The organism is Streptomyces sp. NPDC059917, assembly GCF_042730635.1.
In the GTDB taxonomy this organism is placed as follows: domain Bacteria; phylum Actinomycetota; class Actinomycetes; order Streptomycetales; family Streptomycetaceae; genus Streptomyces.
Genome location: NZ_JBHWLC010000021.1, coordinates 1 through 26,539, shown reverse-complemented (window position 1 = coordinate 26,539; position 26,539 = coordinate 1). Strand labels below are relative to the sequence as shown.

Genomic DNA, 26,539 nt, shown 5'->3' with positions numbered 1-26,539 from the left:
GTCCCTCGTTGCGGTGAACTCTGCTACGGAAGACCGTATTTGGACGGCAGACTGGTGCGAGCTGTGCCGGTGGAAGGAGGCGGGTGTGCAGCACGGTCCCTCGGTACGTCGGCGCAAGCTCGGCGAGGAACTGCGTGCGCTCCGTGACCGGTCCGGACTCACCAGCGGTGAGGCGGCCCGGATCGTGGGGTGGCACCAATCGAAGATCAGCCGGATCGAGACCGGCCGCAGCGGGGTCAAGCCCGAGGACGTGCGGCTGCTCCTCGACGCCTACGGCGGCGTGGGCGCCCAGCAGCGCGCCCTGCTGGAGGCGCTCTCCGCCTCCGCCGCCGGACCCGGGGCCGAGACCGGTCGGGGCCCCCAGTGGTGGCACGACTACCGCGGCCTGCTGCCGCAGGAGTACCGGGACTTCATCAGCCTGGAGGCGGGCGCCCGGTCCGCGCGCACGGTGGAGCTGTCGGTGGTCCCCGGCCTGTTGCAGACCCCCGCGTACGCGCGCGCCGTCACCCGCGCCGCGCTGGGCGGCCTGCCGGAGCCGAAGGTGGACGCGCTGGTCGACGTACGGCTCGCCCGGCAGTCGGTGCTGCGCACGGATCCGCCGCTGGAGCTGAGCGCGGTGCTCGACGAGGCGGTGCTGCGGCGCCAGATCGGCGGTCCGGGGGTGATGGCGGAGCAGCTGCGGTCCCTCGTGGAGGTGGCCCGACTGCCCCAAGTACGGCTCCAGGTACTGCCGTTCAGCGTAGGGGGACATCTCGGCCTGACAGGACCGTTCGTAATTTTCTCATTTCCGAACATCGCCGATCTGGATGTGGTGGTACTCGACCATTTGACGAGTAGCCTCTATCTGGAGCGGAAGGAAGACCTCGAGGCGTACAGCGCCGCGTTCCGCACCATTCAGGCGCACGCCCTCCCGCCCCAGGACTCGTCGGATCTGATCAGCGCACTCGCTGACGACGCGTAAGGAGGCACCCCCGTGTCCGCAACCCCCTTATCCACCCGCGGACTTCTGATCAGCGCGCGGTGGCGGCGCAGCAGCCGCAGCACCGGAATGAACAACTGTGTGGAGACCGCCGTCCTCAGCGGCGGCCTGCTGGCCGTCCGCGACTCCAAGCGGGCGGACGGCCCGGCCGTGCTCTTCACCGGGCCGGCCTGGGACGGTTTCCTCACCCTGGTACGGGCGGACCTCGCCCGGTAGGCCGGGGCCGTACCTAGTCCGTGGCTCCGGCCGGCGCGGTCGCGAGGATCGTGTCCACGGCCCGGGTGATCTCCTCCCCCGTGAGATCCCCCCGGGCGGTCAGCCGCAGCCGGGAGATCCCGTCCGGCACGGACGGCGGCCGGAAGCACCCCACGGACAGACCCGCCTCGCGGCAATCGGCGGCCCAGCGCAGTGCCGCCGCGGCCGACGGGGCCCGTACCGACACCACGGCCGCGTCCGGCCGGGCCGCGGTCAGGCCGGACGCGGTGAGCCGCCCGTACAGCCGCTCGGCCACCTCCCGGGCCCGCGCCGCCCGCTCCGGTTCGCGCTGGAGCAGGCGCAGGCTCGCGAGGGCGGCGCCCGCGGCGGCCGGAGCCAGCCCGGTGTCGAAGATGAAGGTCCGGGCGGTGTTGATCAGGTGCCGGATCACCCGGGCCGGTCCGAGCACCGCTCCGCCCTGGCTGCCCAGGGACTTCGAGAGGGTCAGCGTCGCCACCACGTCGGGAGCGCCCGCGAGCCCGGCGGCGTGCAGCGCGCCGCGGCCGCCCTCGCCCACCACGCCGAGCCCGTGCGCGTCGTCCACGACCAGGGCCGCGCCGAACTCCCGGCACACGGCCGCGTAGGCGGCGAGCGGCGCGGCGTCCCCGTCCACGGAGAAGACCGAGTCGCTGACCAGCAGCGCCCGGCCCGTGTGCCCGGCCAGCGCCTTGCGCGCGGTGTCCGGATCCGCGTGCGGGACGACCTCGGTGCGGGCCCGCGAGAGGCGGCAGCCGTCGACGATCGACGCGTGGTTCCCGGCGTCGGAGACGACCAGGCTCTCCCGGTCGGTGAGCGCGGTGACGGCGGCGAGGTTGGCGGCGTAGCCGGAGGACAGCACGAGGGCGGCCTCGAAGCCGCAGAAGGCGGCCAGCTCCCGTTCCAGCTCGGCGTGCAGCTCGGTGGTCCCGGTGACCAGCCGCGACCCGGTGGCCCCGGCACCCCAGCGCTCGGCCGCCGCCCGCGCGCCCGCGACGGTCTCGGGGTGCCGGGTCAGCCCGAGGTAGTCGTTGCCGGCCAGGTCGAGCAGCGGCGAGGAGGCCGGGCGGGGGCGCAGCGTGCGCACCAGTCCGGCGCGCTCCCGGGCCCGCTCCGCGTCGTCGGTCCAGGCGAAGACATCGGCGGGGTCGGGGGTGTCCTGGGGCATCGGCGGGTCCTCGTTTTTGTCGGCAGTCCACAGACCTGCCCGACCCTAGCCGCCGTGACTCCAGCGCCAGGTGTGGCGATACACACACTCTGATCCGGCCATGTTGTGCGATCTCTCCTTGGCCGGGAGTGGTCGTGTGGTCCAGGATCGGCCTCATGGACCTGCTGAACACCCTGGTGGACAAGGGGCTGCGGCGCGAGCTGCCGACCCGCGAAGAGGCGCTCGCCGTGCTGGCGACCTCTGACGACGAACTGCTCGACGTGGTGGCCGCTGCCGGCAAGGTGCGCCGCCAGTGGTTCGGGCGTCGGGTCAAGCTGAACTACCTGGTCAACCTGAAGTCGGGCCTGTGCCCCGAGGACTGCTCCTACTGTTCCCAGCGCCTGGGTTCGAAGGCGGAGATCCTGAAGTACACGTGGCTGAAGCCGGAGGAGGCCTCGCAGGCCGCCGCGGCCGGGGTCGCGGGCGGCGCGAAGCGCGTCTGCCTGGTGGCGAGCGGCCGCGGGCCGACGGACCGCGACGTGGACCGGGTCGGCAAGACCATCGCCGCGATCAAGGAGCAGAACGAGGGCGTCGAGGTCTGCGCCTGCCTCGGTCTGCTGTCGGACGGTCAGGCGGAGCGGCTGCGCGACGCGGGCGCCGACGCCTACAACCACAACCTCAACACGTCCGAGGCGACGTACGGGGCGATCACCAAGACCCACACCTACGCGGACCGCGTGGACACCGTGCAGAAGGCGCACGCGGCGGGCCTCTCCGCCTGCTCCGGCCTGATCGCGGGCATGGGCGAGAGCGACGAGGACCTCGTCGACGTCGTCTACTCGCTGCGCGAGCTGGACCCGGACTCGGTCCCGGTCAACTTCCTGATCCCGTTCGAGGGCACCCCGCTCGCCAAGGAGTGGAACCTCACCCCGCAGCGCGCGCTGCGCATCCTCGCGATGGTCCGCTTCGTCTGCCCCGACGTCGAGGTCCGCCTCGCCGGCGGCCGCGAGGTGCACCTGCGCTCGATGCAGCCGCTCGCGCTGCACCTGGTCAACTCGATCTTCCTCGGCGACTACCTGACCAGTGAGGGCCAGGCCGGCCAGGCCGACCTCGACATGATCGCGGACGCGGGCTTCGAGGTGGAGGGCGCCGGTACGTCGACCCTCCCCGCGCACCGCTCCGACGCGCTGGCCGGCGGCTGCGGCTCGCACGGCGGGGGCGCGGCCCCGGGCGGATCCGTATGCGGTTCGGCCGCGTCCTCGGCGTCCTCCGCCGACGCGGGTGCGGCGGGCTGCGGCTCGGCGTGCGGCGGCTGCTCCGGCCACGGCGAGGCGGCGGCCGCGTCGTCCGTACCGGCCCCGGCTTCCGCCCCGGCCCCGGCCCCCTCGGGCCAGGCCGAGGCCGGCGAGGTGCGCTCGGACCTGGTGGCCGTGCGCCGCCGCGGCGCGGGAACGGAACTCGCGCCCAATGCCTGACCGGTACCACCCGCACGACCCGCTGCCGGCCGACGCGCTCCTCGCGCTGGACCGGCAGCACGTCTGGCACCCGTACGGGCCCATGCCCGGGCGGCAGGAGCCGCTGGTCGTCTCCTCCGCCTCGGGCGTCCGGCTGCGGCTCGGTCGGCCCGCCGAGGGCCGGGACGAGCTGGTCGACGGCATGTCCTCCTGGTGGTCGGCCATCCACGGCTACAACCACCCGGTGCTCAACGACGCCGTGCGGGACCAGCTCGGCCGGATGTCGCACGTGATGTTCGGCGGGCTCACCCACGAGCCCGCCGTCCGGCTCGCCGCGAAGCTGGTCGAGATCTCCCCGGCCGGTCTGGAGCACGTCTTCCTCGCCGACTCCGGCTCGGTCTCGGTCGAGGTCGCGGTCAAGATGTGCCTGCAGTACTGGACCTCGGTGGGCCGCCCGGGCAAGCACCGCCTGCTCACCTGGCGCGGCGGCTACCACGGGGACACCTGGCAGCCGATGGCCGTGTGCGACCCCGAGGGCGGCATGCACGAGCTGTGGCAGGGCATGCTCCCGCGCCAGCTCTTCGCGCAGGAGCCGCCCGGCGGCTTCGACGCCCCCGTCGACCCGGCCTACGTCGACCACCTGCGCTCGCTGCTCTGCGCGCACGCGGACGAACTGGCCGCGGTGATCGTGGAGCCGGTGGTGCAGGGCGCCGGCGGCATGCGCTTCCACTCGCCGGGCTACCTGCGGGTGCTGCGCGAGCTGTGCGACGAGTACGACGTGCTCCTGATCCTGGACGAGATCGCGACCGGATTCGGGCGCAGCGGCGCCCTGTTCGCCGCCGACCACGCGGGGATCACCCCGGACGTGATGTGCCTCGGCAAGGCGCTGACCGGCGGGTACGTGACACTCTCGGCGACGCTCTGCACCGCGCGGGTGGCGGACGGGATCTCCCGGGGCGAGGTGCCGGTGCTGGCCCACGGGCCGACCTTCATGGGCAACCCGCTGGCCTGCGCGGTGGCGTTGGCCTCGCTCGACCTGCTGCTGTCCCAGGACTGGGCGCGGGAGGTCAAGCGGATCGAGGCCGGGCTGCTGGAGGGCCTGGCTCCGGCGGCCGACCTGCCCGGGGTGAAGGACGTACGGGTGCTCGGGGCGATCGGCGTGGTGCAGCTGGACCACCCCGTCGACATGGCCGCCGCGACCCGGGCGGCCGTCCGGGAGGGCGTGTGGCTGCGGCCGTTCCGGGACTTGATCTACACCATGCCGCCGTTCGTGACGGGTGACGGCGACGTCGCGCGGATCGGCCGTGCGGTGTGCGCGGCGGCGCGGGAAGGCTGAGCGGTTCGATGGGTGCGGGTGCGGGTGCAGGTGGTGGAACCAGTGCTGGTGGTGCGGAAGGTGCGGTCGTGGTGAGTCAGGTGCTGTCGGGCGTGGTGGTGGTGTCCGGGACGGGCACCGAGATCGGGAAGACCGTCGTCACCTCGGCGATCGCCGCCGCGGCCCTGGCCGCCGGGCGTTCGGTGGCGGTGCTCAAGCCCGCGCAGACCGGGGTCGCCCCGGGCGAGGACGGTGACGCGGCCGAGGTGCGGCGGCTCGCGGGGTCCGGTGTGAGCACGCTGGAGCTGGCCCGCTACCCGGAGCCCTTGGCTCCGGACACCGCGGCCCGGCGCTCCGGGCTGGCCACCGTCGAGCCCGCCGCGATCGCCGCGGCGGCGGCCGAACTGGCCGCGGAGCACGACCTGGTCCTCGTGGAGGGCGCGGGCGGGCTGCTCGTGCGCTTCGACGAGGCCGGGCACACCCTCGCGGACGCGGCCCGACTGCTGCGGGCTCCGGTGCTGATCGTGGCGCCCGCCGGGCTCGGCACCCTGAACTCGGCGGCCCTGACGGGCGAGGCGCTGCGGGCCCGCGGACTGACGGGCCTGGGCATCGTGGTCGGCAGCTGGCCCGTCGCCCCCGACCTGGCGTCGCGGTGCAATCTGGCCGACCTCCCGGTGGTGTCCGGGATGCCGCTGCTCGGGGCGGTGCCGCACGGGTCGGGGGCCCTGGCGCCCGAGGACTTCCGCGCGGCCGCGCCCGGCTGGCTGGCCCCCGACCTGGGCGGCGCGTGGTCCGCGACCGCGTTCCTGCGGACCTGGTCCTGAGGCTCCGGGCGGCCCGGGATCCGGCCCGCCCGGCCCGACCCGCCCGGCCCCCGGCGCGCGCGTCCTGATGAACCCCCGCGCCGGGAGGGGTGACGCCCCGCGGCGCGGGGAGACTGAAGACATGCGTACGTCCGCCCGCTCCGGGAGGTCCGTCATGTCCCCGCGCCCGCGACCGGCCCCGCCCCGGGACGCCGTCCACCACCCCGTGTTCGCCCGCTTCTACGCCCGGATGAGCGTCCAGGCGGACGCCCACGGCGGGCTCGCCGCGCTGCGCGGGGAACTGCTGCACGGCCTCTCCGGCCGGATCATCGAGATCGGCGCGGGCAACGGGCTGAACTTCGCCCACTACCCGCGCGCCGTCTGCGAGGTCGTCGCGGTCGAACCGGAGCGGACCCTGCGCCGCCTCGCCTCCTCCGCCGCGCAGCGGGCCGAGGTCCCGGTGGACGTCGTACCCGGCGCGGCCGAGGCGCTCCCGGTCAAGAGCGAGGCCTTCGACGCGGCCGTGGCCTCCCTGGTGCTGTGCACCGTACGGGACCTGCCGCGCTCCCTCGCCGAGCTGCACCGCGTCATCCGGCCGGGCGGTGAGCTGCGCTTCTTCGAGCACGGGCTGGCGCCGGGACCCACCATGGCCTCCGTGCAGCGCGCGCTGGACCGCACGGTGTGGCCCCGGTTGTTCGGCGGCTGCCACACGGCGCGGGACACGCTGGCCGCGATCGAGGCCGCCGGTTTCCGGATCGTCCAGCAGCGCGGGGTGCGCGTACCGGAGCGCGGGCCCGCGCTGCCGACCTCGTACTGCGTGATCGGATCGGCCCGGCGCAGCGACGACTGAGCGGATCCGGTTTCGTGCGGTGGACCATTGCGCGCGGTCGAGGGCGCGTGTTTGGCTCACCGCCATGATCGATCTGCGCATACGGACCGCCGACCCGGCCGACGCCGAGGACGTGCTCGCCTTCTGGAAGGAAGCGGCGGAGGGCACCTCCATCACGGACGACGCGGACGGGGTGACCCGCCTCGTCCGGCGCGACCCGCAGGCCCTGATCCTGGCGGAGTCCGACGGGATCCTGGTGGGCTCCGTCATCGCCGGCTACGACGGCTGGCGCTGCTCGCTCTACCGGTTGGCGGTGCTCCCCTCCCACCGTCGGCGGGGCATCGGGACGGCGCTGCTGGACGCCGCCGAGCGGCGGTTCCTGGCGGTGGGCGGACGCCGCGGGGACGCCATGGTGCTGGAGGCGAACGAGCGGGGCCGACGGGCATGGGCCGCGGCGGGCTACGAGCGCGAGGACCAGTGGCGCCGCTGGGTCAAGCCGCTCGGCCCCGCGTAACGCGGATGCGCCCGCTTTGCCGATCCTTTACCCTATGGGGAACCGTTCTCCTCGAATCGAAAGGTGTGAGCGTCCGCCCATGGGCGAGCCTCCCAGTACCCGACATCGCGCGATACCCCTCCTCCTGTCTGATCATGGGACGGAGGTGAACCGATGACCGAAGTGCTTCTGCTCGTGGTCGCGCTGCTGCTCTGCCTCGCGTGCGGGGTCTTCGTCGCGGCCGAGTTCTCGCTGACGACCATCGAGCGCAGCGAGCTCGAACAGGCCGCCGAGCGGGGCGAGCGCGGGGCCGACAGCGCCCTGGCCGCCGTCCGCAGCCTGACGTTCCAGCTCTCCGGCGCCCAGCTCGGCATCACCGTGACCGGCCTGGTCATCGGCATGATCTCCAAGCCCTCGATCTCCGCCCTGCTCACGGGCCCGTTCGAGGCCATGGGGCTGCCCGCCGGAGCCGCTTCCTCCACCGCCCTGATCCTGGGCACCGCCGTGTCGACCGTCGTCCTGATGGTCGTCGGCGAGCTGGTCCCCAAGAACTGGGCGATCTCCTCCCCGCTGGCCGTGGCCAAGCGGGTGGCGACCATGCAGCGGATGTTCAGCCGGGCCTTCAAGCCGCTCATCGGCCACTTGAACAGCACGGCCAACCACATGGTCCGCCGCTTCGGCCTGGAGCCGGCCGAGGAGCTGGCCTCGGCGCGCAGCCCGCAGGAGCTGGTGGCCCTGGCACGGCACTCCGCCAAGGAGGGCGCGCTGGAGAAGGACACCGCCGAGCTGTTCGTGCGCACCCTGAACCTGGCCGACCTGACCGCGGAGAACGTCATGACCCCGCGCGTCCAGGTCACCGCCCTGGACGTGCAGGCGACCGCGGAGGACGTGGCGAACGCGACCATGGCCACCGGCCTGTCGCGCTTCCCCGTCTACCGCGGCAGCCTCGACAGCGTCGTCGGCACCGTCCACATCAAGGACGTCCTGGCACTGCCCGCCGCGGACCGCCGCCGCCACCCGGTCTCCCAGCTGCTGCGCGAGCCGCTGCTCGTGCCCGAGTCGCTGACCGTGGACCGCCTGCTGGACCGGCTCTCCGGCCGGCAGACGATGGCCGTGGTCATCGACGAGTACGGCGGCACGGCCGGCGTGGCCACGCTGGAGGACATCGTCGAGGAGGTCGTGGGCGAAGTCCGCGACGAGCACGACCCGCACGAGACCGCGGACCTGGCCCCGGCCGGTACGGACGCCTCCGGCCGCGGGCTCTTCTCCGCGGACGGCGCGGCCCGCACCGACCAGCTGGAGCGGATCGGACTGCGGGTGCCGGACGGCCCGTACGAGACCCTGGCCGGGCTGATGGCCACGGAGCTGGGCCGCATACCGGTGGTCGGCGACAGCCTGGAGCTGGGCGGCTGGCAGCTGGACGTGGTGGACGACAGCGGACGGCGGGCCGCCCGCGTCCTGCTGCACGCCCCCGTCACGGCGCCCGCCGAAACATCGCCCGACGGCGCGCGCCGCAGGCAGGGCAGGAAGAACGCCGACACGCACCCGGAGGAGGGCCGATGACCGCGATCCAGTTGTTGATCGGCCTGGCGACCCTGGTCGTCAACGCCTTCTTCGTCGGCGCGGAGTTCGCGCTGATCTCGGTCCGGCGCAGCCAGATCGAGCCGTACGCCGAGCAGGGCGACCGGCGGGCCAGGGCCGTGCTGTGGGGCCTGGAGCACGTGTCGGCCCTCATGGCGGCGGCCCAGCTGGGCATCACCCTGTGCACCCTGGTGCTCGGTGTGGTCGCCGAGCCCGCCATCGCCCACCTGCTGACCCCGCTCCTCGACCTGGCCGGAGTACCGACCGGGGTGACCCACGCCATCTCCTTCGTGGTGGCCCTGGCACTGGCGACGTACCTGCACATGCTCTTCGGCGAAATGCTGCCGAAGAACGTGGCGCTGGCCGAGCCGGTCCGTACCGCGCTGCTGCTCGGACCGCCGCTGGTGGCGTTGACGCGGGGGCTGCGGCCGGTGATCTTCGCGATCAACGCCTTCGCCAACACGCTGCTGCGGATGCTGCGGGTCGAGGTGAAGGACGAGGTCGCCGCGACCTTCTCGGACGACGAGCTGGCGCGCATCGTCAAGGACTCCAGCGCGGCCGGTCTGATCGACGGCCGGGCGAGCGAGCGCCTGCACGACGCCCTGGAGCTGGGCCGCAGGCCCGTCATCGACGTGGCGCTGCCCGTGGACCGGGTGGTCTCCGCCGGTGAGGGCATCACGCCCGAGGGCCTGGAGCGCCTCTCCGCCGCGTCCCGGTACTCGCGGTTCCCGGTGCTCGACGGCCAGCAGAAGATCCTCGGCTACCTGCACGTCAAGGACGCCCTCGACGTGATCGCGCGCGACGAGGCCTTCCCGGTCTCCGCCCTGCGGCCGATCGCCCAGGTACGGGCCGAGACCCCGCTGGACGACGTGCTGACCGCCATGCGGCGCAGCCGTACGCACCTGGCGGCGGTCCTCGCGGCGGACGGGTCCATGACCGGTCTGGTCACGATGGAGGACGTGCTGCGCGAACTGTTCGGCAACCAGACGGCCGCATAGGGACGCGCGGTTCCCCGGCCCCCTCGCGCTCGCGTTCGCGCTCGCGGGACCGGGGAACCGCGCGGTAGCATCGCTCCGCCATGGAGATGAATGCGTCTTACACGAGTCTGGTCGCGGTCGGCGACTCCTTCACCGAGGGCATGTCCGACGCCCTGCCGGACGGGTCCTACCGGGGCTGGGCGGATCTGCTCGCCGCCCGCCTAGCGGCCCGCGAGCCCGGCTTCCGCTACGCGAACCTGGCGGTGCGCGGGAAGCTGATCGGCCAGATCGCCACCGAGCAGGCACCCCTCGCCGCCTCCATGGGCGCGGACCTGGTCACCCTGGTCGGCGGCCTGAACGACACCCTGCGCCCCAAGGTCGACATGGGGCGGGTGCGCGGCCATCTGGAGGCCGCCGTGGAGACGCTGGCGCCCGCGTGCGGGCAGCTCGTGCTGATGCGCTCGCCCGGCCGCCAGGGGCCCGTGATGGAACGTTTCCGCCCGCGCATGGAAGAGCTCTTCGCCATCATCGAGGAGCTGGCGGCGCGGCACGGCGCACTGGTCGTCGACCTGTACGGCGCCCCCGTGCTGGCCGATCAGCGCCTCTGGCACGCCGACCGGCTGCACCTCACGGACGAGGGCCACCGCCGGGTCGCCGAGGCCGTGTGGCAGGCCCTGGGGCTGCCCGCGGAGGAGGACTGGCGCGCCCCGCTGTCCGCCTCCCGGCCGCCGGGCTGGGCCGTCCGGCGCGTCGACGACGCCCGCTTCGCCCGCGAACACCTGCTCCCGTGGATCGGCCGCCGTCTGACGGGCCGCTCCTCCGGGGACGGCCGCCCGGCGAAGCGGCCGGAGCTGCTGCCCTACGCCACCGGAACGGGCGAGCGGCTCTCGTAGCAAGCCACAACCAGAGGCGGGGCACCCACCTGCGTAAACGCACAGCCGAAGCGCAAGTAGAATCCCTACACGTGACTGCCAAGCCCCGCATCCCCAATGTCCTGGCCGGCCGCTACGCCTCCGCGGAGCTCGCCGTCCTGTGGTCCCCCGAGTACAAGGTGACGCTGGAGCGGCGGCTGTGGCTCGCCGTGCTGCGCGCCCAGAAGGACCTCGGTATCGAGGTGCCCGACGCGGCCCTCGCCGACTACGAGCGCGTCCTGGAGCAGGTCGACCTGGCCTCCATCGCCGAGCGCGAGAAGGTCACCCGGCACGACGTGAAGGCCCGGATCGAGGAGTTCAACGCCCTCGCCGGTCACGAGCACGTACACAAGGGCATGACCTCCCGCGACCTCACCGAGAACGTCGAGCAGCTCCAGATCCGGCTCTCCCTGGAACTGGCCCGTGACCGCACGGTCGCGGTACTGGCCCGCCTGGGCAAGCTGTCCGCCGAGCACGCCGAGCTGGTCATGGCCGGGCGCTCCCACAACGTCGCGGCGCAGGCCACGACCCTGGGCAAGCGCTTCGCGACCGCCGCCGACGAGCTGCTCGTCGCCTACGGCCGCCTGGAGGACCTGCTGGAGCGCTACCCGCTGCGCGGGATCAAGGGCCCGGTCGGCACCTCGCAGGACATGCTCGACCTCCTCGGCGGCGACACCGCCAAGCTCGCCGACCTGGAGCAGCGCATCGCGGGCCACCTCGGCTTCGCGCACGCCTTCACCTCGGTCGGCCAGGTCTACCCCCGCTCGCTCGACTACGACGTGGTCACCGCGCTGGTGCAGCTCGCCGCCGCCCCGTCCTCGATCGCCAAGACCATCCGCCTGATGGCCGGGCACGAGCTGGTCACCGAGGGCTTCAAGCCCGGCCAGGTCGGCTCCTCCGCGATGCCGCACAAGATGAACACCCGCTCCTGCGAGCGCGTGAACGGCCTGATGGTCATCCTGCGCGGCTACGCCTCGATGACCGGCGAGCTCGCGGGCGACACCTGGAACGAGGGCGACGTCTCCTGCTCCGTGGTCCGCCGGATCGCGCTGCCGGACGCCTTCTTCGCCTTCGACGGTCTGCTGGAGACCTTCCTGACCGTCCTGGACGAGTTCGGCGCCTTCCCCGCGGTCGTCGCGCGCGAGCTGGACCGCTACCTCCCCTTCCTGGCCACCACCAAGGTCCTGATGGGCGCGGTCCGCGCCGGCGTCGGCCGCGAGGCCGCCCACGAGGTCATCAAGGAGCACGCGGTGGCCTCCGCCCTCGCGATGCGCGAGCAGGGCGCCGAGCGCAACGAGCTGCTCGACAAGCTGGCCGCGGACGAGCGGATGCCGCTGGACCGCGCGCAGCTCGATGCCCTGATGGCCGACAAGCTGTCCTTCACCGGCGCGGCGGGCGACCAGGTCGCCGTGGTGGTCTCCCGCATCGAGGAGATCACCAAGCAGCACCCGGAGGCCGCGGGCTACACCCCGGGGTCGATCCTCTGACGCCCGAAGAGCTGGCCGCCGCCCGCGACCGCATCCTCCCGGATGTGGTCGCGGGCGGTTTGCGCGTGCTGTTCTGCGGGATCAACCCGGGCCTGCTGTCGGCCGCGACGGGCCACCACTTCGCCCGTCCCGGAAACCGCTTCTGGCCCGTCCTGCACCTGTCGGGCTTCACCCCGCGCCGCCTGGCACCCGCGGAGCAGGAGGAGTTGCTGACCTACCGGTTGGGCATCACCAACGTCGTGGCCCGGGCCACCGCCCGCGCCGACGAACTCGACGCCGAGGAGTTCCGCGAGGGCGGCCGCCTGCTGACGGCCAAGGTCGAACTCCTGCGCCCCCAGTGGCTGGCCGTGGTCGGCGTCACCGCCTACCGCACGGCCTTCGGGGAGCGAAAGGCCCGGATCGGCCCCCAGGAGCGCACCATCGGCGCCACCCGGATCTGGGCCCTGCCCAACCCGAGCGGTCTCAACGCCCACTGGACCGCCGACACCATGGCCGAGGAGTACGCCCGCCTCCGCCTGGCCGCCGAGGCGGACCACTGACCGTGCCCGACGCCCCGGCCCCTGCGCTGCTCTTCCTCGACGTGGACGGCCCGCTCATCCCGTTCGGCGGACCGTCGCACGCGTACCCGACCCACCCGACGTGGCCCGGAGCCTCGGGAGGAGAGGCCACCGCCCACCCGCTCCTGCACCGGTTCGACCCGCGCCACGGCCCCCGCTTGTCGGCGCTCCCGTGCACCCTGGTCTGGGCCACGACCTGGATGGCCGACGCCAACACCCACCTCGCACCACTGCTCGGCCTACCGCCCCTGGAAGTGATGCACTGGCCGGAGCCGTCCGCCCCGGACGCACCGACCGAGGCCTACGCACCGACCGAACAGGACGAGCGGGACGAGCGTTTCGGCCTCCACTGGAAGACCCGCGGGCTGCTGTCCCGGGCAGCGGGTGGGCCGTTCATCTGGGTCGACGACGAGATCACGGACGCGGACCGGATCTGGGTGTCCGCGCACCACCCGGGCCCCGCCCTGCTCCACCGGGTCGACCCCCGCCGCGGCCTGACCGACGCGGACTACGCCGCCCTCACCGCCTGGCTCGCCGGCCCCTCGCGCCAACCGTCCCCCTGGGATCCGGATCGCTAGTGCCGTGACCGGAACGGTTCACCGTGCCACGGCATCCGGCACGGCGCGGCCCTAGGGCGGGTCGATCACCGTGACGGCGGCCATCAACTGTGGTGAGTGATCCGCTCCCCACTCGGCGACGTACACGACCACCCAGTGCTCCTCGACCCGCCACACGTGCACGTGGTCGGTCGTACCGCTCATCTCCCCCCAGGGCTCCGGAACCTCCCCCTCTCCCTCTCCCGAGACCGCCCTCTCCAGCAGGCTTCCCAGGTGGAACACCTGCTCCTCCCCCCAGCGCTCCGTCAGCCGCAGGGTGAGCGCTCCGTACTCGGCCGATATCTGCTCGACCCCGGCTATCCGGTCGGCCGCGTCCTCGTCTCCGTACCAGCGGCTCTCCCCGAGCTCCACGAGGTGGTATCCCGGGCCGCTCCGCTCGGTCACCGATCTGGTCCGCGCCGCGGGGAACCCACGCGTCCGGAGCCGGTCGATTGCCTCGAGGTGCGCTGCCGTCGTCATGTCGTCAGTATCCCCACGACCACTGACAAGTGGCCCGGCGTCACGCGTCCCGTCGGCGTAGGGCGATGCCACCGGCCACCAAGGCGGCCACCGCCCACAAGGCCTCCACCCCCAACCCGGCCCACGGGCCGAGGTCTCCTTGCGGGTGGGCGCTCAACACGAGCTGCCCCGCACGGTCCGGCAGGTACTGCCCCAGGCCACCGGCGTGGTCGCCGATGACGAACGAGACCAGCAGGACGAAGGGTATGAGCAGGCTCAACACGGCGGTCCCACTGCGCAGTACCGCGGTCAAGCCGGCTGCGAAGAGCACCATCAGGGCGAGGTAGAGCCCGCTCCCGACGACCGCCCGCAGCACACCCGGCGATCCCGACTCCAAGGCCCGCTCTCCCATGAGGGCCTGACCCGACACGAAGGTGACGATCGCGGTGAGCTGTCCCGCCACCAGCGCGAGTGCGCCGATGACCACGATCTTGGAGACGTAGAACCGGGTCCGGTTCGGCACCGCGCCCAGACTCGTCCGCAGCGCCCCGTTGTGGAACTCGCAGGCGACCGCCTTCGCACCGAAGGCGATGGCCGCTATCTGCCCGAAGACGACACCGTGGAAGGCCAACCGGAGCGGGTCGCTCCCGGGTCTCGCCGCCTCGGACGGGCCGATCATCGCAGCCATCAGCACTTGGCTGCCGCAGGTCGCGGCGAGTATCGCGACGAGTGCCCAGAGCGTGCCGCGCAGCGACCGTATCTTGATCCATTCCGAGTGCAGGACGGGGGCGGTGGGCAAAGCACGAGCGGTCATGGCCAGTTCTCCAGTCGGGTGGCTTCAGGTCGTTCCAGGTCGCTTCAGGGGTCGTGCAGGGCGCACGGGCGTTGGTGCCGGAGGCGCCGCGCAAGGTCGGTGTGCGCCGGACCGGGCGGCGAAGGGCGTCTCGTCCGCCGTGAGGTCGAGGTAGGCCTGCTCCAACGAGGCACGCTCGTCGGCCAGCTCCAGGACGGGTATGCCTTCGCGGGCCGCGAGCGCACCGATCCGCTCGGCCTGCGCGCCGTCGACCCGCCACCGCCCTTCCTCGGCCTCCTCCGTCGAGAGCCCGTCGGCGGCGAGGACCTCTCGCATACGTAGGGGCTCCGAGGTGCGCAGCCGCACTCTCGGGGCGCTCCGCGCATCGATGAACGCCTTCATCGACATGTCGGCGAGCAGCCTGCCCCGGCCCAGGACGACCAAGTGGTCCACGAACGTCGCGCTCTCCGACATCAGATGGCTGGAGACAAGGACCGTCCGCCCCTCCAGCGCGAGCCTCCGGAGCAGTTCCCGGATCCAGATGATGCCTTCGGGGTCGAGCCCGTTCGTCGGCTCGTCCAGGAGCACCACCCCGGGGTCGCCCAACAGCGCCGCGGCTATGCCCAAACGCTGGCGCACCCCCAAGGAGAAGGTTCCGATCCGCCGCCCGGCCACGGCGGCGACCCCGACCGCGTCGAGGACGTCGTCGACCCGACGGGCCGGGATGCGGTTGCTGACCGCGAGGGCGAGCAGATGGTCACGGGCCGTCCGCCCGCCGTGGGCCGGCTGGGGGTCCAGAAGGGCCCCGACGTGGTGCAACGGGTCGTGGAAGTCGGTGAAGAGCCGGCCGCCGATGGTGGCGGTGCCGGAGGTGGCCCGGTCCAGGCCCAGCAGGAGCCGCATCGTGGTCGACTTGCCTGCGCCGTTGGGTCCGAGGAAGCCGGTGACCCGTCCGGGCCGCACCTCGAAGCTGAGGTGGTCCACGGCCCGAGCAGCGCCGTACTCCTTGGTGAGTTCGCGGATCTCGATGTTCTTCATGCCTCAAGATTCGGCGTCGGGCCCTGGCCGATCCTCCCCCGCCAGGGGGGAACCCCTCCCCCGTGCGGGGGAGATGGCCCGCTGCCTACACTCACCGCGTGAACACCATCAAGTGCACCCAGTGCGGTGTCGTAGGGCTCGAGCAGGGCTTCGTCGAGGACTCCGGAGAGGGCTCACGGGGATACGCCCGCTGGATAGCCGGGGCGTTGGAGCTCGGGATCTTCGGCGGAGCAAAGCGGCTGGGCCGGCAGCGGTGGCAGATCGATGCGCTCCGGTGTCCGCAGTGCGGCCACCTCGAGCTGTTCGCACGCACCCGCGTCTGACCCCCGCTCGGGGTGGTCCGTCTCCGCCTCGTCTCCCCGCGCAAGGGTGCCTGCCTCCCCCGTGCGGGGTGCCCGTCTCCCCCGTGCGGGGGTGCCGGGCGTGATCGGGCGGCTGCCACGATGACGGCATGTACCGAATGATCCGTGCACCGTTGAAGGCGGTGACCTACACCCGCTGGTTACATCTGTGCGTGCCCACCCTCGTCGTGGCCGTGTGGATGTTCGTCTACCCCGCCGCGCCGCTGATGCCGCTGCTCCTGGTGGCGCCGGTCGGCCTGGTGCCCTGGGTCCGCCTGGCCGAGGGCCTCCAGGCACGCTTCTTGCTCGCTCCGCACGACGAAGGGGGCCTCGGCAGCATGATCAGCGCGGCCCCTTCGGCTCATTGGGGCGATCGCTGGCGGACGGTGCTGTGGCTCGAGATACGGCTGGTGGTCTCGTCGGCGGCGCTGTTCTCGACCGTGTTCCTGCTGTCGGCCTCGGTCGAGCTGGGATGCGCCGCCTTCGGTCACCCTTCGGCGGATCCGTGGGTGCCGCTGGAGGTACCGCGTTGGGCGTCGGCCCTCCTCACCCCGGTGCCGCTGGTCCTGCTCGCCGCGACGGTCGTCCTGCTCGGCGAGATGATCACATCGGTCGCCGGCCGCCTGCTCGGACCTTCGGCCGCCGAGCGGCTCTCCGCGCTCGAGGAGCGGACGGAGCGGTTGCTGGAGCGCAACCGGATCGCCCGCGAGCTGCACGACTCGATCGGTCATGCGCTGACCGTCGCGGTGATGCAGGCCGGAGCGGCTCGCACGGCGGGCAGCCCGGAGTTCACGGAGCGGGCCCTGTGCGCGATCGAGGAGACCGGACGGGCCGCGCTGGAGGACCTGGAGCGCGTGCTGCTGGTGCTGCGGGAGTCCGCGCAGCCGCCCTCGCAGCGGCCGACCCTCTCGGAGGCGGACCGGTTGCTGGAGTCGGCCCGGGCCTCGGGGGCGAGGGTGGAGAGCGAAGTCACCGGGCCCCTGGACCAGCTGCCCGGGCCCGTCACTCGTGAGGGGTACCGGATCCTGCAGGAAGCACTGACCAATGTGCTGCGGCACTGCGGGCCGGTACCGGTCCGGGTGCGGGTCGAGGTGGCTGTCGGGCAGCTCGACCTGGAGGTGACCAACCCGCTCCCGAAGGGGCCGACCCTGATGTCGGGCAGCGGCAGCGGGCTGCGCGGGATGCGGGAGCGGGCCGCGCTGCTGGGCGGTGCGGCCGAAACCGGTCCGCACGAGGGCACTTGGAGGGTGCGCGCCCGGCTCCCGCTGGAGCGAATACGCTGACGGGATGCCCGTCACCGTGCTCCTCGTCGACGATGAACCCCTGGTGCGTGCGGGACTGCGCGCCGTCCTGGAGGCCCAGCCCGACATCGAGGTCGTCGGCGAGGCCGCCGACGGGGCCGCCGTGATCCCGCTGGTCCGCCGACTGCGGCCGGATGTGGTAGCGATGGACGTCAGGATGCCCTTGCTCGACGGGATCGAGGCCACCCGGGCCGTGCTCAAGAGCGTCGACGACCCGCCGAAGATCCTCGTGGTCACGACCTTCGAGAACGACGAGTACGTCTACCGGGCCCTGCGCGCCGGGGCCGACGGGTTCCTCTTGAAGCGGGCCCGGCCCTCGGAGATCGTCCACGCGGTGCGGCTGGTGGCGGAGGGCGAGACCCTGCTCTTCCCGGCGGCGGTGCGCGCACTGGCCGCCGAGTACGGGAACCGGGCCGCTCGGAGCACGCTAGAGCGGGCGGCGCTGACCGAGCGGGAGGAGTCCGTGTTGCGGCTGATGGCCCGGGGGCTGACGAACGCGGAGATCGCCGGAGAGCTGTTCGTCGGCGCGGAGACCGTGAAGTCCCATGTGAGTGCGGTGCTGGCGAAGCTGGGGGCGCGGGACCGGACCCAGGCAGTGATCATGGCGTACGAATCGGGGTTCGTCGCCCCGGCCTGAGAGGGAAGAGAGGAGGGATCGGTTCCGGCCGATGGGGGGCCGCTTCTCGCCGTCACCCAGTGTGCGCAGTACGATCCGGCTGAACAAGCTCGCTAGCTGGGAGGACACACGTTGGGGCAGCTGACCGGCGGGGACCCCTCGCTGCTTCGGCGGATCAATTCCGCCGTGGTCCTGCGGGCGCTTCGCGCGGCCGAATCACCGACGCTCACCGATCTCACCCGACTGACCGGGCTCTCGCGACCTACGGTCGAGGGGGTCGTCGAGGGACTCATCGGCACCGGGCTCGTCATGGAGGCCGAGGCGGAAGAGGGCGCTCGCAGACAGGGACGGCCGGCCAGACGGTTCCGGTTCCGTGCGGAGGCGGGCCATCTGCTCGGGATCGAGATCGGCTCGCACCGGGTCGCGGCGCTGCTCTCCGGGCTGGACGGACGGGTGATCGGGGCCGGTACCAAGGAGGTCGACGAGTCGGCTTCGGCCGACGAGCGGCTCGACCGGGTCCGGGCCACGGTCGCCGACCTGCTCCGGCGCGCCGGAGTGCCGAGGGACTCCTTGCGCGCGGTCGGTGTCGGCAGCCCGGGCATCGTGGAGGCGGACGGCACGGTCCGCCTGTGCACCGCCCTTCCGGGCTGGACCGGGCTCCCGCTCGGCGAGCGGTTGCAGCGGTCCTTCCGCTGCCCGGTCCAGGTGGAGAACGACGCCAACGCGGCGGCGGTCGCCGAACACTGGAAGGGCACGGGGCGGGACACGGACGACCTGGTGTTCGTCATGGCGGGCCTCAGCCCGGGTGCCGGTTCGCTGATCAACGGGCGGCTGCACCGCGGCTTCGGCGGCGCGGCGGGCGAGATCGGTGCGCTGCACCTGCTGGGCCGCGACGTGACGCCGGAACGGTTGCTGTCGACCAACGGGGAGCCTTTGCACCCGCTGGACGAGCAGGCCGTCGCCGCCGTGTTCGCGCTGGCCAAGAGGGGCGACGAGGGGGCGATGGCCGCGGTGGAGCGGTTCATCCAGCGCCTGGTGCACGACGTCGCCGCCCTGGTCCTGGCGATGGATCCGGAGCTGGTCGTGGTCGGCGGCTGGGCCGCCGGGCTCGACGGGGTCCTGGATCCGCTGCGTCGGGAGCTGGAGCGGTACTGCCTGCGCCCGCCGCGCGTGGCCCTGTCCCTGCTCGGGGAGGCGGCGGTGGCGACCGGAGCCCTGCGGCTGGCGCTGGACCAGGCGGAGGAAGAGCTCTTCGCGGTGGAGAAGCCGGCCCCGGCCCGCGACCGCGCCTGATACCGCGCCGGGTACACCGCGAGGCGGCCCCCGGAAGGGGCCGCCTCGGGCGGTGCGGAGAGCGGGGAGCGCAGAGCGGGTCGCACCTGCGGGCGGGAGCCCGCGGGTCAGGAGGCGACGAGCGTCTCCGCGTGGTGGCTTATCTGGACGTCGCCCGAGTCCCCGAAGGTCAGTCGGCAGGTGTCCGCGCGGTAGGTCGCGACGGAGACGGCCGCGGTGCCCTCGGCCGTGAAGTAGCGGGTGGTGACCAGCAGCACCGGGGCCCCCGGCAGCCGGTCGAGCTCCTTGGCGTCGTCGGCGCGGGCCGAGCCGAGTTCCACGGACCGGTCCTGACCCTCCAGCGCCAGGCGCTGCAGCTCACGCAGCACGGCGCGGGCGCGGGCGGGCCCGGCGGGAGCGTCTATGCCGGAGAGACCCGGCACCGAGGAGCCGGGGACGTACAGCAGCTCGGCCGCGACGGCCTGGCCCTGGGTGACCCGGGTCCGGCGCACGGTGTGCACGGTCTGGTCGGTGCCGAAGGGGACGGCGGAGGCGGTGCCGAGGAGCTTGGCGACGGCGGCGCTGGGCAGGGTCTCGGCCGCGTCCACGAGCTGCCACCCGTCGACGGCCTCGCCGGGCCAGGCGTGCTGGGTGGTGCCGACGGCGACGCCCACCCGCGGCGGGGCCACGGTGGTGCCGACACCGCGTCGGCGCTGCAGCCTGCCTTCGAGTTCCAGCTGTTCCAGGGCCTGGCGCAGGGTCGCGCGGGCGACGCCGAAGCGGGCGGCCAGGTCACGCTCGTTGGGCAGCACCTCGCCCACGGCGAAGTCCTGGTCGAGCGCCTCGCTGAGCACGGTCTTGAGGTGCCAGTACTTCGGTTCCGGCACCGATTCGAGCTGCGTGGTCCCCACCCTGACTCCTCCTGCCATCGCTGCAATCGCCGTGTTCCAGCGGCAGTTTCGCGTCTTTGTTTATTAAAGGTCCTTGCACTATCCCTGCGACGATAGGACGGCTCCCGGACTTGGTCAAGACCAATCCTCATCCCGATGCCGGGCATAACGGGTATTCGTATCAAGCCGTTCACAGGATGTTCTCGGCGCCCCCGGAGGCTTGTAGTCGGGTGCTACCGGGCGGTAATCATTACTGACAGCGAGTCTCACAGCGCTCACCGCCGCACCGGTCCACCACCGCACCCGAGGAGCAGCATGACCAGCACCGCCTCCTTCACCATCGACTCCCCGACCGGCCCCCGCACGACGACCGTCGCCTACGAGCGCAAGGGAGCGGGCGAACCGATCCTGCTGCTCCACGGCATCGGCCACCACTTCCAGGCGTGGCGCCCGGTCACCGACGTCCTGGCCGTCGACCACGACGTCATCGCGGTCGACCTGCCCGGCTTCGGCGCCTCCGCCCCGCTGCCGGAGGGGGTCCCCTACGACCTCGACACCGTCGCCCCCGCCCTCGGCGCCCTCTGCTCGGCCCTCGGCGTCGAGCGCCCCCACGTAGCGGGCAACTCCCTCGGCGGTCTGCTCGCCCTGGCCATGGGGCGCGCCGGGCTCGTCCGCTCCGTGACCGCCCTCTCCCCCGCCGGATTCTGGAGCGAGACCGAGCGCCGCTACGCCTTCGGGGCGCTGCGCGCGATGCGGGCCGGGGCCCACGCCCTCCCGCTGCCCGCCGTGGAGCGGCTCTCCCGCAGTGCCGTGGGCCGCGCCGCCCTCACCGGCACGATCTACGCCCGCCCCGGCCGGCGCTCCCCCGAAGCCGTGGTCGCGGAGACCCTCGCCCTGCGCGGAGCCACCGGCTTCGACTCCACGCTGGCCGCCGGGGGGTCCGTACGGTTCACCGACGACGTGCCCGGGGTGCCGGTCACCATCGCCTGGGGCGAACGGGACCGGCTGCTGCTGCGCCGCCAGGGCGTGCGCGCCAAGCACACGATCCCCGGCGCGCGGCTGGTCCGGCTGCCGGGCTGCGGTCACGTCCCGATGAACGACGACCCCGCGCTCGTCGCCCGGGTCATCCTCGACACGGCCCGCGCCGCGCTCCCGGCCCCGGCCGCCGGCTGACGGCTGTTCATCCACGGTTCGCGTGCGCGACGCGGGCGGACCGGTGTGCCGGCGGCACACTGGTCCGGCCCGTGCGAGCCCGACCGGACCCTGGAGACGCACCGATGCCGCACACCCGCCGGACCCTGCTCACCGGCTCGCTCGCGGCCTCCGCCGCGCTCGCCCTCCCGCTCGGCCTGTCGGCTCCGGCCTTCGCCCGGTCCGGTCGCCCGAGCGCGTCGTGGGGCGTCCAGTCCGGTGAGGTCACGGAGGGGTCCGCGCTCGTCTGGACCCGTTCCGACCGCCCCGCGCGCATGTACGTCGAGACCTCGCCCACCGCATCGTTCCGTCGCGGGGTGCGCCGGCACCCGGGTCCGCTCCTCGGACCGGCCACGGACTTCACCGGCACCACCCCCCTGCGCGGCCTCCCGCCGGGCGCGGAAGTCCACTACCGCGTGGTGGTGGCCGATCCGGACGACCCGCGGCGCAGCGGCGAGCCCGTCCACGGAAGCCTGCGCACGACGCCCCTCTCGCGCCGCTCCGGTGTCCGCTTCCTGTGGTCCGGTGACCTCGCGGGCCAGGGCTGGGGCATCAATCCGGACCTCGGCGGCTACCGCGTCTTCGACGAGATGCGCCTGCGCGACCCCGACTTCTTCCTCTTCAGCGGGGACACCGTCTACGCGGACGGTCCGCTCCTGCCGAGCGTGACGCTGCCCGACGGTCGGATCTGGCGCAACGTGACCACCGAGGAGAAGTCGAAGGTCGCCGAGACCCTGGCGGAGTTCCGCGGGAACTTCCGCTACAACCTGCTCGATCGCAACCTCACCGCCTTCAACGCCCGGGTGCCGGTGATCGCCCAGTGGGACGACCACGAGGTGCGCAACAACTGGTACCCCGGTCAGCTGCTGGAGGACCCGCGCTACACGGTCAAGCAGGTCGACGTGCTGGCCGAGCGGGCCCGCCGGGCCTTCGGCGAGTACTTCCCCGGCCTCGCGATCGACCCCGCCACCCGCGCCCAGGGCCGGGTGCACCGGGTCGTGCGCCGGGGCCCGCTGCTCGACGTCTTCGTCCTCGACATGCGCACCCACCGCAACGCCAACTCCCCGGACCGCCAGGGCGCCGACCCCGTCGGCATCCTGGGCGCCGAGCAGTTGGCCTGGCTGAAGCGGGAGCTGTCCCGGTCCCGCGCCACCTGGAAGGTGATCGCGGCCGACATGCCGCTCGGCATCGTCGTCGCCGACGGTGCGACCGACTTCGAGGCGGTCGCCCAGGGCGATCCGGGCACTCCGCTCGGCCGGGAACTCCAGATCGCCGAACTGCTGCGCCACATCAAGCACCAGCGCATCACCGGCACCCTGTGGCTCACCGCCGACGTCCACTACACCGCGGCCAACCACTACGCCCCCGAGCGGGCGGCCTTCCGCGACTTCGCTCCCTTCTGGGAGTTCGTGTCCGGGCCCGTCGGCGCGGGCGGCTTCCCGCACGGACGGCTCGACGCGACCTTCGGCCCCGAGACGGCCTTCGTGCGGTCGGCGCCGGTGGCCAACATGTCCCCGGCCGAGAACCCGCCGTACTACGGAGAGGTGGAGATCGACGGGGCGAGCGGGGAGCTGACCGTTCGACTGCGCCGCCAGGGCGGCGACGTCCTCTTCACCAAGACGCTCCGGCCGGGGCAGGTGGGCCAGTAGCCATGAGCGCGACGAGCCGGAAAACCGGGCGAAATCTATCGGATCGACACTTAACCAGTCGGTCACAAACCGTTCGTGATCACGCAACACCCCCGCGTCACAGTGGTGTGCATGACTGACCGCAGCCCCGCCACCGCCCACCCGTCCCACCGACCCCGCCGCACCCATCACTGGCGCCACGACCTCGTGGAGCTGGCCGCCCTGTTCTGCGCCGTGGCGGTCGCCGACGCCCTGGCCAATCTCGTGGTGCACGGTCCGAGCGGGCCCGTGATGCTGGTGGCCTCGGCGGTCGCGCTCCTGGTCACCGCCGGGTTCCACACCTGGTGGGCCCGCCGCCACAGCCACGCGCCTCCCCCGGGCCGGACGGCCCCCTCCGATACCGGCGCCCCGACCGGGGATCCGGCCACCTCGTCGGAGCCCGCGCGTTCCGGCGCCGCCGCTGCGGACGCGGCGTCCGACCCGACGAGCGCGGGCTCCACCGCGCTGTGGCGGATGCGCACGACCGTACGGGACGAACCGGGCAGCCTCGCCGCGTTGTGCACCGCGCTGGCCCACCACTCCGTCGACATCCTGACGCTCCAGACCCACCCGCTCCCCGAGGGCGGCACCGTCGACGAGTTCCTGCTGCGCGCCCCGCAGGAGCTGGCCTCCGCCGAGCTGACCCGCGCCGCCGCCCGGGCGGGCGGCCACAGCACCTGGATCGAGCGCGCGGACGCCCACGACCTGGTCGACACCCCGACCCGGGTACTGGGGCTGGCCACCCGGACCGCCCTCGACGCCGCCGAGCTGCCGCTCGCGCTGCGCCAGCTCCTGGGCCGTTGCACGATCCACTCGATCCCGGCCACCACCCTCACCGGCCGCCCCAACGCCGCCGCCCACGCCCCGGTCGAGGGCGTGCTGGAGGCCACCACGATGCGGCTGCGCGACCCCTCGGGCGGAGCGATCACCGTCGACCGCCCCCACCTGCCCTTCACCCCGACCGAGTTCGCCCGCGCCCGCGCCCTGGTCGAGCTGGACGCCCGGCTCGGCCCGCGCGTCCCGCGCAGCCAGGACGTGCTGACCCTGCCCGAGGGCAACGAGATCACCGTGCGCCGCGCCGACGGCTCCGACCTGCCGGCCGCGCGCGCGATGCACGACCGCTGCTCCGAGCGGACGCTGGGCCTGCGCTACCACGGTCCGGTCGCCGACGCCGACCGCTACCTCGGCCACCTGCTGAGCCCGCGCTTCGGCCGCACCCTGGCCGCCACCACGGCCTCCGGCAAGCTGGTCGCCCTCGGCCACCTGCTGTGGGACGGGGACGAGACCGAGGTGGCCCTGCTCATCGAGGACGACTGGCAGCGCCGCGGCATCGGCTCCGAACTGCTCGGCAGGCTCGTCTCGATGGCGGTCGAGGCCCGCTGCGACAGCGTGTACGCCGTCACGCAGGCCTCGAACACCGGCATGGTGGCCGCCATGCGCGGTCTCGGGCTCCCCCTCGACTACCAGATCGAGGAGGGCACCCTGGTGATCACGGCCCGCCTGGACACCGCCACGGTCGGAACCGGGCCGACGTACCGGCAACAGGCCGAGCAGCGCCCGTACGAGAGCCCGCGCCACCAGAACTGAGCACGCGCCGGACTTTCCGGCCCCCACCGGCCCCGGGTGGCGCATCCGCCTCCCCGGGGCCGGCGGCGTACCCGGCACGACACGGCCCGTGCCCGGAACGGCACCGCACCCCGTGGCGCGAAATCGCCCGTGCCGGCCAGGGATGCCTTTTCATGGAGGTGGACGCGGCGCACCGCCGCAGGTCGCGTCAGGCTGCTGACAGCGAACGGTAGTGACGCGGACGGGTCTCCCGTATGAAGATGTCCGCATGTCAGACACCCTCCACAGCGGCAACCAGCTGCCCCGCCAGGTCGCGGACGCGTACGTCGACGACCTCATCGCACTCGACCCGATCACCGGCACCTACCTCGGTGTCGCCGCGAGTTCCGCGAAACTCCCGGACTTCTCCCCCGCCGGGCGCGAGGCCTCCGCCGAGCTCGCCCGCACCACCCTCGCCAAGCTCGACGCCGCCGAGCAGCTCCCCGGCGGCGACAGCGACGCCGAGCGCCGCTGCGCCCGGCTGCTGCGCGAGCGCCTGACCGCCGAACTCGCCGTGCACGAAGCGGACGAGGACCTGCGCGCGGTCAGCAACATCCACTCCCCGGTGCACAGCGTCCGCGAGGTCTTCACGCTGACCCCCGCCGACACGGACGAGGACTGGGCCGCGATCGCCGAGCGGCTGCGCGGAGTTCCCGCCGCCTTCGCCGGATACCGTGAGTGTCTCCAGCTCGGCCTCGACCGCGGCCTGTACGGCAGCCCGCGCCCCACCGCCACCTTCATCGGCCAGCTCGGCACCTGGGTCGGCGAGGACGGCGAGGGCCCCGGCTTCTTCGCCGACTTCGCCGCGGCCGGCCCCGAGGCGCTGCGCGGCGAACTCGACGCGGCCGTCGAGGGTGCGAACGCCGCCGTCGTCTCGCTGCGCGACTGGATGCGCGACGTGTACGCCCCCGCCGTCAAGGGCTCCCCGGACCCGGTGGGCCGCGAGCGCTACGCCCGCTGGTCGCGCTACTTCAACGGCACGGACCTCGACCTGGACGAGGCGTACGCCTACGGCTGGTCGGAGTACCACCGGCTGCTCGCCGAGATGAAGACCGAAGCGGCCAAGATCCTGCCCGGCGCCGGTCCCTGGGACGCGCTGCGCCACCTCGACGAGCACGGCACCCACATCGAGGGCGTCGACGAGGTCCAGGCGTGGCTGCAGGGCATCATGGACGAGGCCATCGAGAACCTCGACGGCACCCACTTCGAACTCGCCGAGCGGGTCCGCAAGGTGGAGTCCCGGATCGCCCCGGCGGGCGGCGCCGCGGCCCCGTACTACACCTCGCCCTCCGAGGACTTCTCGCGCCCCGGCCGCACCTGGCTGCCGACCATGGGCCAGACCCGCTTCCCGGTCTACGACCTGGTCTCGACCTGGTACCACGAGGGCGTTCCGGGCCACCACCTCCAGCTCGCGCAGTGGACGCACGTGGCGGACCAGCTCTCCCGCTACCAGGCCACCGTGGGCATCGTCAGCGCCAACGCCGAGGGCTGGGCCCTGTACGCGGAGCGCCTGATGGACGAACTGGGCTACCTCACGGACGCCGAGCAGCGCCTGGGCTACCTGGACTGCCAGATGATGCGCGCCGCACGGGTCATCGTGGACATCGGCATGCACCTGGGCCTGGAGATTCCGGCGGACTCGCCGTTCCACCCGGGCGAGACGTGGACCGTGGACCTGGCGCAGGAGTTCTTCGGGCTGCACAGCGGCCGCCCGGCCGACTTCATCGAGAGCGAGCTGACCCGCTACGTCTCGATGCCGGGCCAGGCGATCGGTTACAAGCTGGGCGAGCGCGCCTGGCTGCTGGGCCGGGACAACGCCCGCGCCGCGCACGGCGAGTCCTTCGACCTGAAGGCCTGGCACATGGCGGCCCTCTCGCAGGGTTCGCTGGGTCTGGACGACCTGGTGGACGAGCTGTCCAAGCTCTGATCGCGCCGACCGGTACCGACCGCGCCGACCGCACTCCGGTCGGTCTGTGACGACGGGCCGTTCGCCCCCGGCGGGGGGC

26 protein-coding genes are annotated in these 26,539 nt (G+C 73.2%); 21 read left to right on the top strand and 5 right to left on the bottom strand.

Annotation, left to right across the window (positions count from 1 at the left end):
* The first annotated feature begins 85 nt into the window (after window positions 1-85).
* A complete protein-coding gene (locus ACFWAR_RS15015) occupies window positions 86-961 on the top strand; it encodes a helix-turn-helix domain-containing protein (RefSeq protein WP_385776995.1) in 876 nt (291 codons plus the stop codon).
* A 12-nt stretch (window positions 962-973) separates the two neighbouring features.
* Window positions 974-1,195 carry a DUF397 domain-containing protein gene (locus ACFWAR_RS15010; protein ID WP_385776993.1) on the top strand — a complete coding sequence of 74 codons (222 nt, stop codon included), beginning with the start codon at window positions 974-976 and terminating at the stop codon, window positions 1,193-1,195.
* Between the two features lie 13 nt (window positions 1,196-1,208).
* On the opposite strand, the gene ACFWAR_RS15005 is transcribed toward ACFWAR_RS15010, so the two are convergent.
* Window positions 1,209-2,378 carry an 8-amino-7-oxononanoate synthase gene (locus ACFWAR_RS15005; RefSeq protein WP_385776991.1) on the bottom strand — a complete coding sequence of 390 codons (1,170 nt, stop codon included), beginning with the start codon at window positions 2,376-2,378 and terminating at the stop codon, window positions 1,209-1,211.
* A 155-nt stretch (window positions 2,379-2,533) separates the two neighbouring features.
* Here ACFWAR_RS15005 and bioB point away from each other — a divergent pair, with 155 nt between their 5' ends.
* The 11 genes from bioB to ACFWAR_RS14950 all read left to right on the top strand — a co-directional run bounded on the left by bioB (window position 2,534) and on the right by ACFWAR_RS14950 (window position 13,342).
* Window positions 2,534-3,832, top strand: a complete 1,299-nt coding sequence (bioB, locus tag ACFWAR_RS15000; protein ID WP_385776989.1) for a biotin synthase BioB — start codon at window positions 2,534-2,536, stop codon at window positions 3,830-3,832.
* Entirely contained in the window at window positions 3,825-5,147 is a 1,323-nt protein-coding gene (locus ACFWAR_RS14995; protein WP_385776987.1) for an adenosylmethionine--8-amino-7-oxononanoate transaminase, read from the top strand. The genes bioB and ACFWAR_RS14995 overlap by 8 nt, the downstream gene beginning before the upstream one ends.
* A gap of 68 nt (window positions 5,148-5,215) precedes the next feature.
* Window positions 5,216-5,950, top strand: coding sequence for a dethiobiotin synthase (bioD, locus tag ACFWAR_RS14990; RefSeq protein ID WP_385776985.1), 735 nt, complete (start codon window positions 5,216-5,218; stop codon window positions 5,948-5,950).
* A 121-nt stretch (window positions 5,951-6,071) separates the two neighbouring features.
* Window positions 6,072-6,779: a methyltransferase domain-containing protein gene (locus ACFWAR_RS14985; protein WP_385776983.1), complete on the top strand. Its 708-nt coding sequence runs from the start codon at window positions 6,072-6,074 to the stop codon at window positions 6,777-6,779.
* Window positions 6,780-6,843: 64 nt separating this feature from the next.
* On the top strand, window positions 6,844-7,272 hold the full coding sequence (locus tag ACFWAR_RS14980) for a GNAT family N-acetyltransferase (protein ID WP_385776981.1): 429 nt from the start codon (window positions 6,844-6,846) through the stop codon (window positions 7,270-7,272).
* A 153-nt stretch (window positions 7,273-7,425) separates the two neighbouring features.
* The gene (locus ACFWAR_RS14975; RefSeq protein WP_385776979.1) at window positions 7,426-8,814 is read left to right on the top strand and encodes a hemolysin family protein; all 1,389 of its coding nucleotides are present in this window, start codon (window positions 7,426-7,428) and stop codon (window positions 8,812-8,814) included.
* Window positions 8,811-9,830 (top strand): hemolysin family protein, encoded by a 1,020-nt coding sequence (locus ACFWAR_RS14970; RefSeq protein ID WP_385776977.1) that lies wholly within the window; start codon window positions 8,811-8,813, stop codon window positions 9,828-9,830. Before ACFWAR_RS14975 ends, ACFWAR_RS14970 begins: the two co-directional genes overlap by 4 nt.
* Window positions 9,831-9,910: 80 nt before the next feature.
* On the top strand, window positions 9,911-10,702 hold the full coding sequence (locus ACFWAR_RS14965; protein WP_385776975.1) for an SGNH/GDSL hydrolase family protein: 792 nt from the start codon (window positions 9,911-9,913) through the stop codon (window positions 10,700-10,702).
* Window positions 10,703-10,773: 71 nt separating this feature from the next.
* Complete coding sequence (purB, locus tag ACFWAR_RS14960; protein ID WP_385776973.1) at window positions 10,774-12,207, top strand: adenylosuccinate lyase; 1,434 nt, start codon at window positions 10,774-10,776, stop codon at window positions 12,205-12,207.
* Window positions 12,204-12,746 (top strand): G/U mismatch-specific DNA glycosylase, encoded by a 543-nt coding sequence (gene mug / locus ACFWAR_RS14955; protein WP_385777125.1) that lies wholly within the window; start codon window positions 12,204-12,206, stop codon window positions 12,744-12,746. The genes purB and mug overlap by 4 nt, the downstream gene beginning before the upstream one ends.
* A 2-nt stretch (window positions 12,747-12,748) precedes the next feature.
* Window positions 12,749-13,342 (top strand): hypothetical protein, encoded by a 594-nt coding sequence (locus ACFWAR_RS14950; RefSeq protein ID WP_385776971.1) that lies wholly within the window; start codon window positions 12,749-12,751, stop codon window positions 13,340-13,342.
* Between the two features lie 51 nt (window positions 13,343-13,393).
* Here the strand turns inward: ACFWAR_RS14950 and ACFWAR_RS14945 are convergent, their stop codons facing one another.
* The 3 genes from ACFWAR_RS14945 to ACFWAR_RS14935 form a co-directional block, all read right to left on the bottom strand.
* Window positions 13,394-13,765, bottom strand: a complete 372-nt coding sequence (locus ACFWAR_RS14945) for a hypothetical protein (protein ID WP_385776969.1) — start codon at window positions 13,763-13,765, stop codon at window positions 13,394-13,396.
* Between the two features lie 115 nt (window positions 13,766-13,880).
* Window positions 13,881-14,633, bottom strand: coding sequence for an ABC transporter permease (locus ACFWAR_RS14940; RefSeq protein ID WP_385776967.1), 753 nt, complete (start codon window positions 14,631-14,633; stop codon window positions 13,881-13,883).
* A 24-nt stretch (window positions 14,634-14,657) separates the two neighbouring features.
* Entirely contained in the window at window positions 14,658-15,650 is a 993-nt protein-coding gene (locus ACFWAR_RS14935; RefSeq protein ID WP_385776965.1) for an ATP-binding cassette domain-containing protein, read from the bottom strand.
* A gap of 98 nt (window positions 15,651-15,748) precedes the next feature.
* Between ACFWAR_RS14935 and ACFWAR_RS14930 the strand changes: the two genes are divergently transcribed.
* The 4 genes from ACFWAR_RS14930 to ACFWAR_RS14915 all read left to right on the top strand — a co-directional run bounded on the left by ACFWAR_RS14930 (window position 15,749) and on the right by ACFWAR_RS14915 (window position 19,201).
* Window positions 15,749-15,973 (top strand): hypothetical protein, encoded by a 225-nt coding sequence (locus tag ACFWAR_RS14930; protein ID WP_385776963.1) that lies wholly within the window; start codon window positions 15,749-15,751, stop codon window positions 15,971-15,973.
* Window positions 15,974-16,101: 128 nt separating this feature from the next.
* Window positions 16,102-17,274, top strand: a complete 1,173-nt coding sequence (locus ACFWAR_RS14925; RefSeq protein ID WP_385776961.1) for a sensor histidine kinase — start codon at window positions 16,102-16,104, stop codon at window positions 17,272-17,274.
* A 4-nt stretch (window positions 17,275-17,278) separates the two neighbouring features.
* Window positions 17,279-17,929 (top strand): response regulator, encoded by a 651-nt coding sequence (locus tag ACFWAR_RS14920; protein ID WP_385776958.1) that lies wholly within the window; start codon window positions 17,279-17,281, stop codon window positions 17,927-17,929.
* Between the two features lie 111 nt (window positions 17,930-18,040).
* Complete coding sequence (locus ACFWAR_RS14915) at window positions 18,041-19,201, top strand: ROK family transcriptional regulator (protein WP_385776956.1); 1,161 nt, start codon at window positions 18,041-18,043, stop codon at window positions 19,199-19,201.
* A 107-nt stretch (window positions 19,202-19,308) separates the two neighbouring features.
* Here ACFWAR_RS14915 and ACFWAR_RS14910 read toward each other — a convergent pair whose 3' ends face one another.
* Window positions 19,309-20,091: a GntR family transcriptional regulator gene (locus ACFWAR_RS14910; RefSeq protein ID WP_385776954.1), complete on the bottom strand. Its 783-nt coding sequence runs from the start codon at window positions 20,089-20,091 to the stop codon at window positions 19,309-19,311.
* A 294-nt stretch (window positions 20,092-20,385) separates the two neighbouring features.
* Here ACFWAR_RS14910 and ACFWAR_RS14905 point away from each other — a divergent pair, with 294 nt between their 5' ends.
* The 4 genes from ACFWAR_RS14905 to ACFWAR_RS14890 all read left to right on the top strand — a co-directional run bounded on the left by ACFWAR_RS14905 (window position 20,386) and on the right by ACFWAR_RS14890 (window position 26,460).
* Complete coding sequence (locus ACFWAR_RS14905; RefSeq protein ID WP_385776952.1) at window positions 20,386-21,243, top strand: alpha/beta fold hydrolase; 858 nt, start codon at window positions 20,386-20,388, stop codon at window positions 21,241-21,243.
* A gap of 104 nt (window positions 21,244-21,347) precedes the next feature.
* Complete coding sequence (locus ACFWAR_RS14900) at window positions 21,348-22,910, top strand: alkaline phosphatase D family protein (protein ID WP_385776950.1); 1,563 nt, start codon at window positions 21,348-21,350, stop codon at window positions 22,908-22,910.
* 111 nt (window positions 22,911-23,021) lie between these two features.
* Window positions 23,022-24,515 (top strand): GNAT family N-acetyltransferase, encoded by a 1,494-nt coding sequence (locus tag ACFWAR_RS14895; RefSeq protein WP_385776948.1) that lies wholly within the window; start codon window positions 23,022-23,024, stop codon window positions 24,513-24,515.
* A 247-nt stretch (window positions 24,516-24,762) separates the two neighbouring features.
* Complete coding sequence (locus tag ACFWAR_RS14890; protein ID WP_385776947.1) at window positions 24,763-26,460, top strand: DUF885 domain-containing protein; 1,698 nt, start codon at window positions 24,763-24,765, stop codon at window positions 26,458-26,460.
* The last annotated feature ends 79 nt before the right edge of the window (window positions 26,461-26,539 follow it).

Excerpts from the sequence above, each read along its gene's own strand:
- ACFWAR_RS14970 (WP_385776977.1), top strand. The coding sequence starts at position 8,811 with ATGACCGCGATCCAGTTGTTGATCGGCCTGGCGACCCTGGTCGTCAAC.
- ACFWAR_RS14935 (WP_385776965.1), bottom strand. The coding sequence starts at position 15,650 with ATGAAGAACATCGAGATCCGCGAACTCACCAAGGAGTACGGCGCTGCT.
- ACFWAR_RS15005 (WP_385776991.1), bottom strand. The coding sequence starts at position 2,378 with ATGCCCCAGGACACCCCCGACCCCGCCGATGTCTTCGCCTGGACCGAC.
- ACFWAR_RS14980 (WP_385776981.1), top strand. The coding sequence starts at position 6,844 with ATGATCGATCTGCGCATACGGACCGCCGACCCGGCCGACGCCGAGGAC.
- ACFWAR_RS14985 (WP_385776983.1), top strand. The coding sequence starts at position 6,072 with ATGCGTACGTCCGCCCGCTCCGGGAGGTCCGTCATGTCCCCGCGCCCG.
- ACFWAR_RS14965 (WP_385776975.1), top strand. The coding sequence starts at position 9,911 with ATGGAGATGAATGCGTCTTACACGAGTCTGGTCGCGGTCGGCGACTCC.
- ACFWAR_RS14890 (WP_385776947.1), top strand. The coding sequence starts at position 24,763 with ATGTCAGACACCCTCCACAGCGGCAACCAGCTGCCCCGCCAGGTCGCG.
- ACFWAR_RS14940 (WP_385776967.1), bottom strand. The coding sequence starts at position 14,633 with ATGACCGCTCGTGCTTTGCCCACCGCCCCCGTCCTGCACTCGGAATGG.
- ACFWAR_RS14895 (WP_385776948.1), top strand. The coding sequence starts at position 23,022 with ATGACTGACCGCAGCCCCGCCACCGCCCACCCGTCCCACCGACCCCGC.
- ACFWAR_RS14995 (WP_385776987.1), top strand. The coding sequence starts at position 3,825 with ATGCCTGACCGGTACCACCCGCACGACCCGCTGCCGGCCGACGCGCTC.
- ACFWAR_RS14925 (WP_385776961.1), top strand. The coding sequence starts at position 16,102 with ATGTACCGAATGATCCGTGCACCGTTGAAGGCGGTGACCTACACCCGC.
- ACFWAR_RS14905 (WP_385776952.1), top strand. The coding sequence starts at position 20,386 with ATGACCAGCACCGCCTCCTTCACCATCGACTCCCCGACCGGCCCCCGC.
- ACFWAR_RS14975 (WP_385776979.1), top strand. The coding sequence starts at position 7,426 with ATGACCGAAGTGCTTCTGCTCGTGGTCGCGCTGCTGCTCTGCCTCGCG.
- bioB (WP_385776989.1), top strand. The coding sequence starts at position 2,534 with ATGGACCTGCTGAACACCCTGGTGGACAAGGGGCTGCGGCGCGAGCTG.
- ACFWAR_RS14900 (WP_385776950.1), top strand. The coding sequence starts at position 21,348 with ATGCCGCACACCCGCCGGACCCTGCTCACCGGCTCGCTCGCGGCCTCC.
- ACFWAR_RS14920 (WP_385776958.1), top strand. The coding sequence starts at position 17,279 with ATGCCCGTCACCGTGCTCCTCGTCGACGATGAACCCCTGGTGCGTGCG.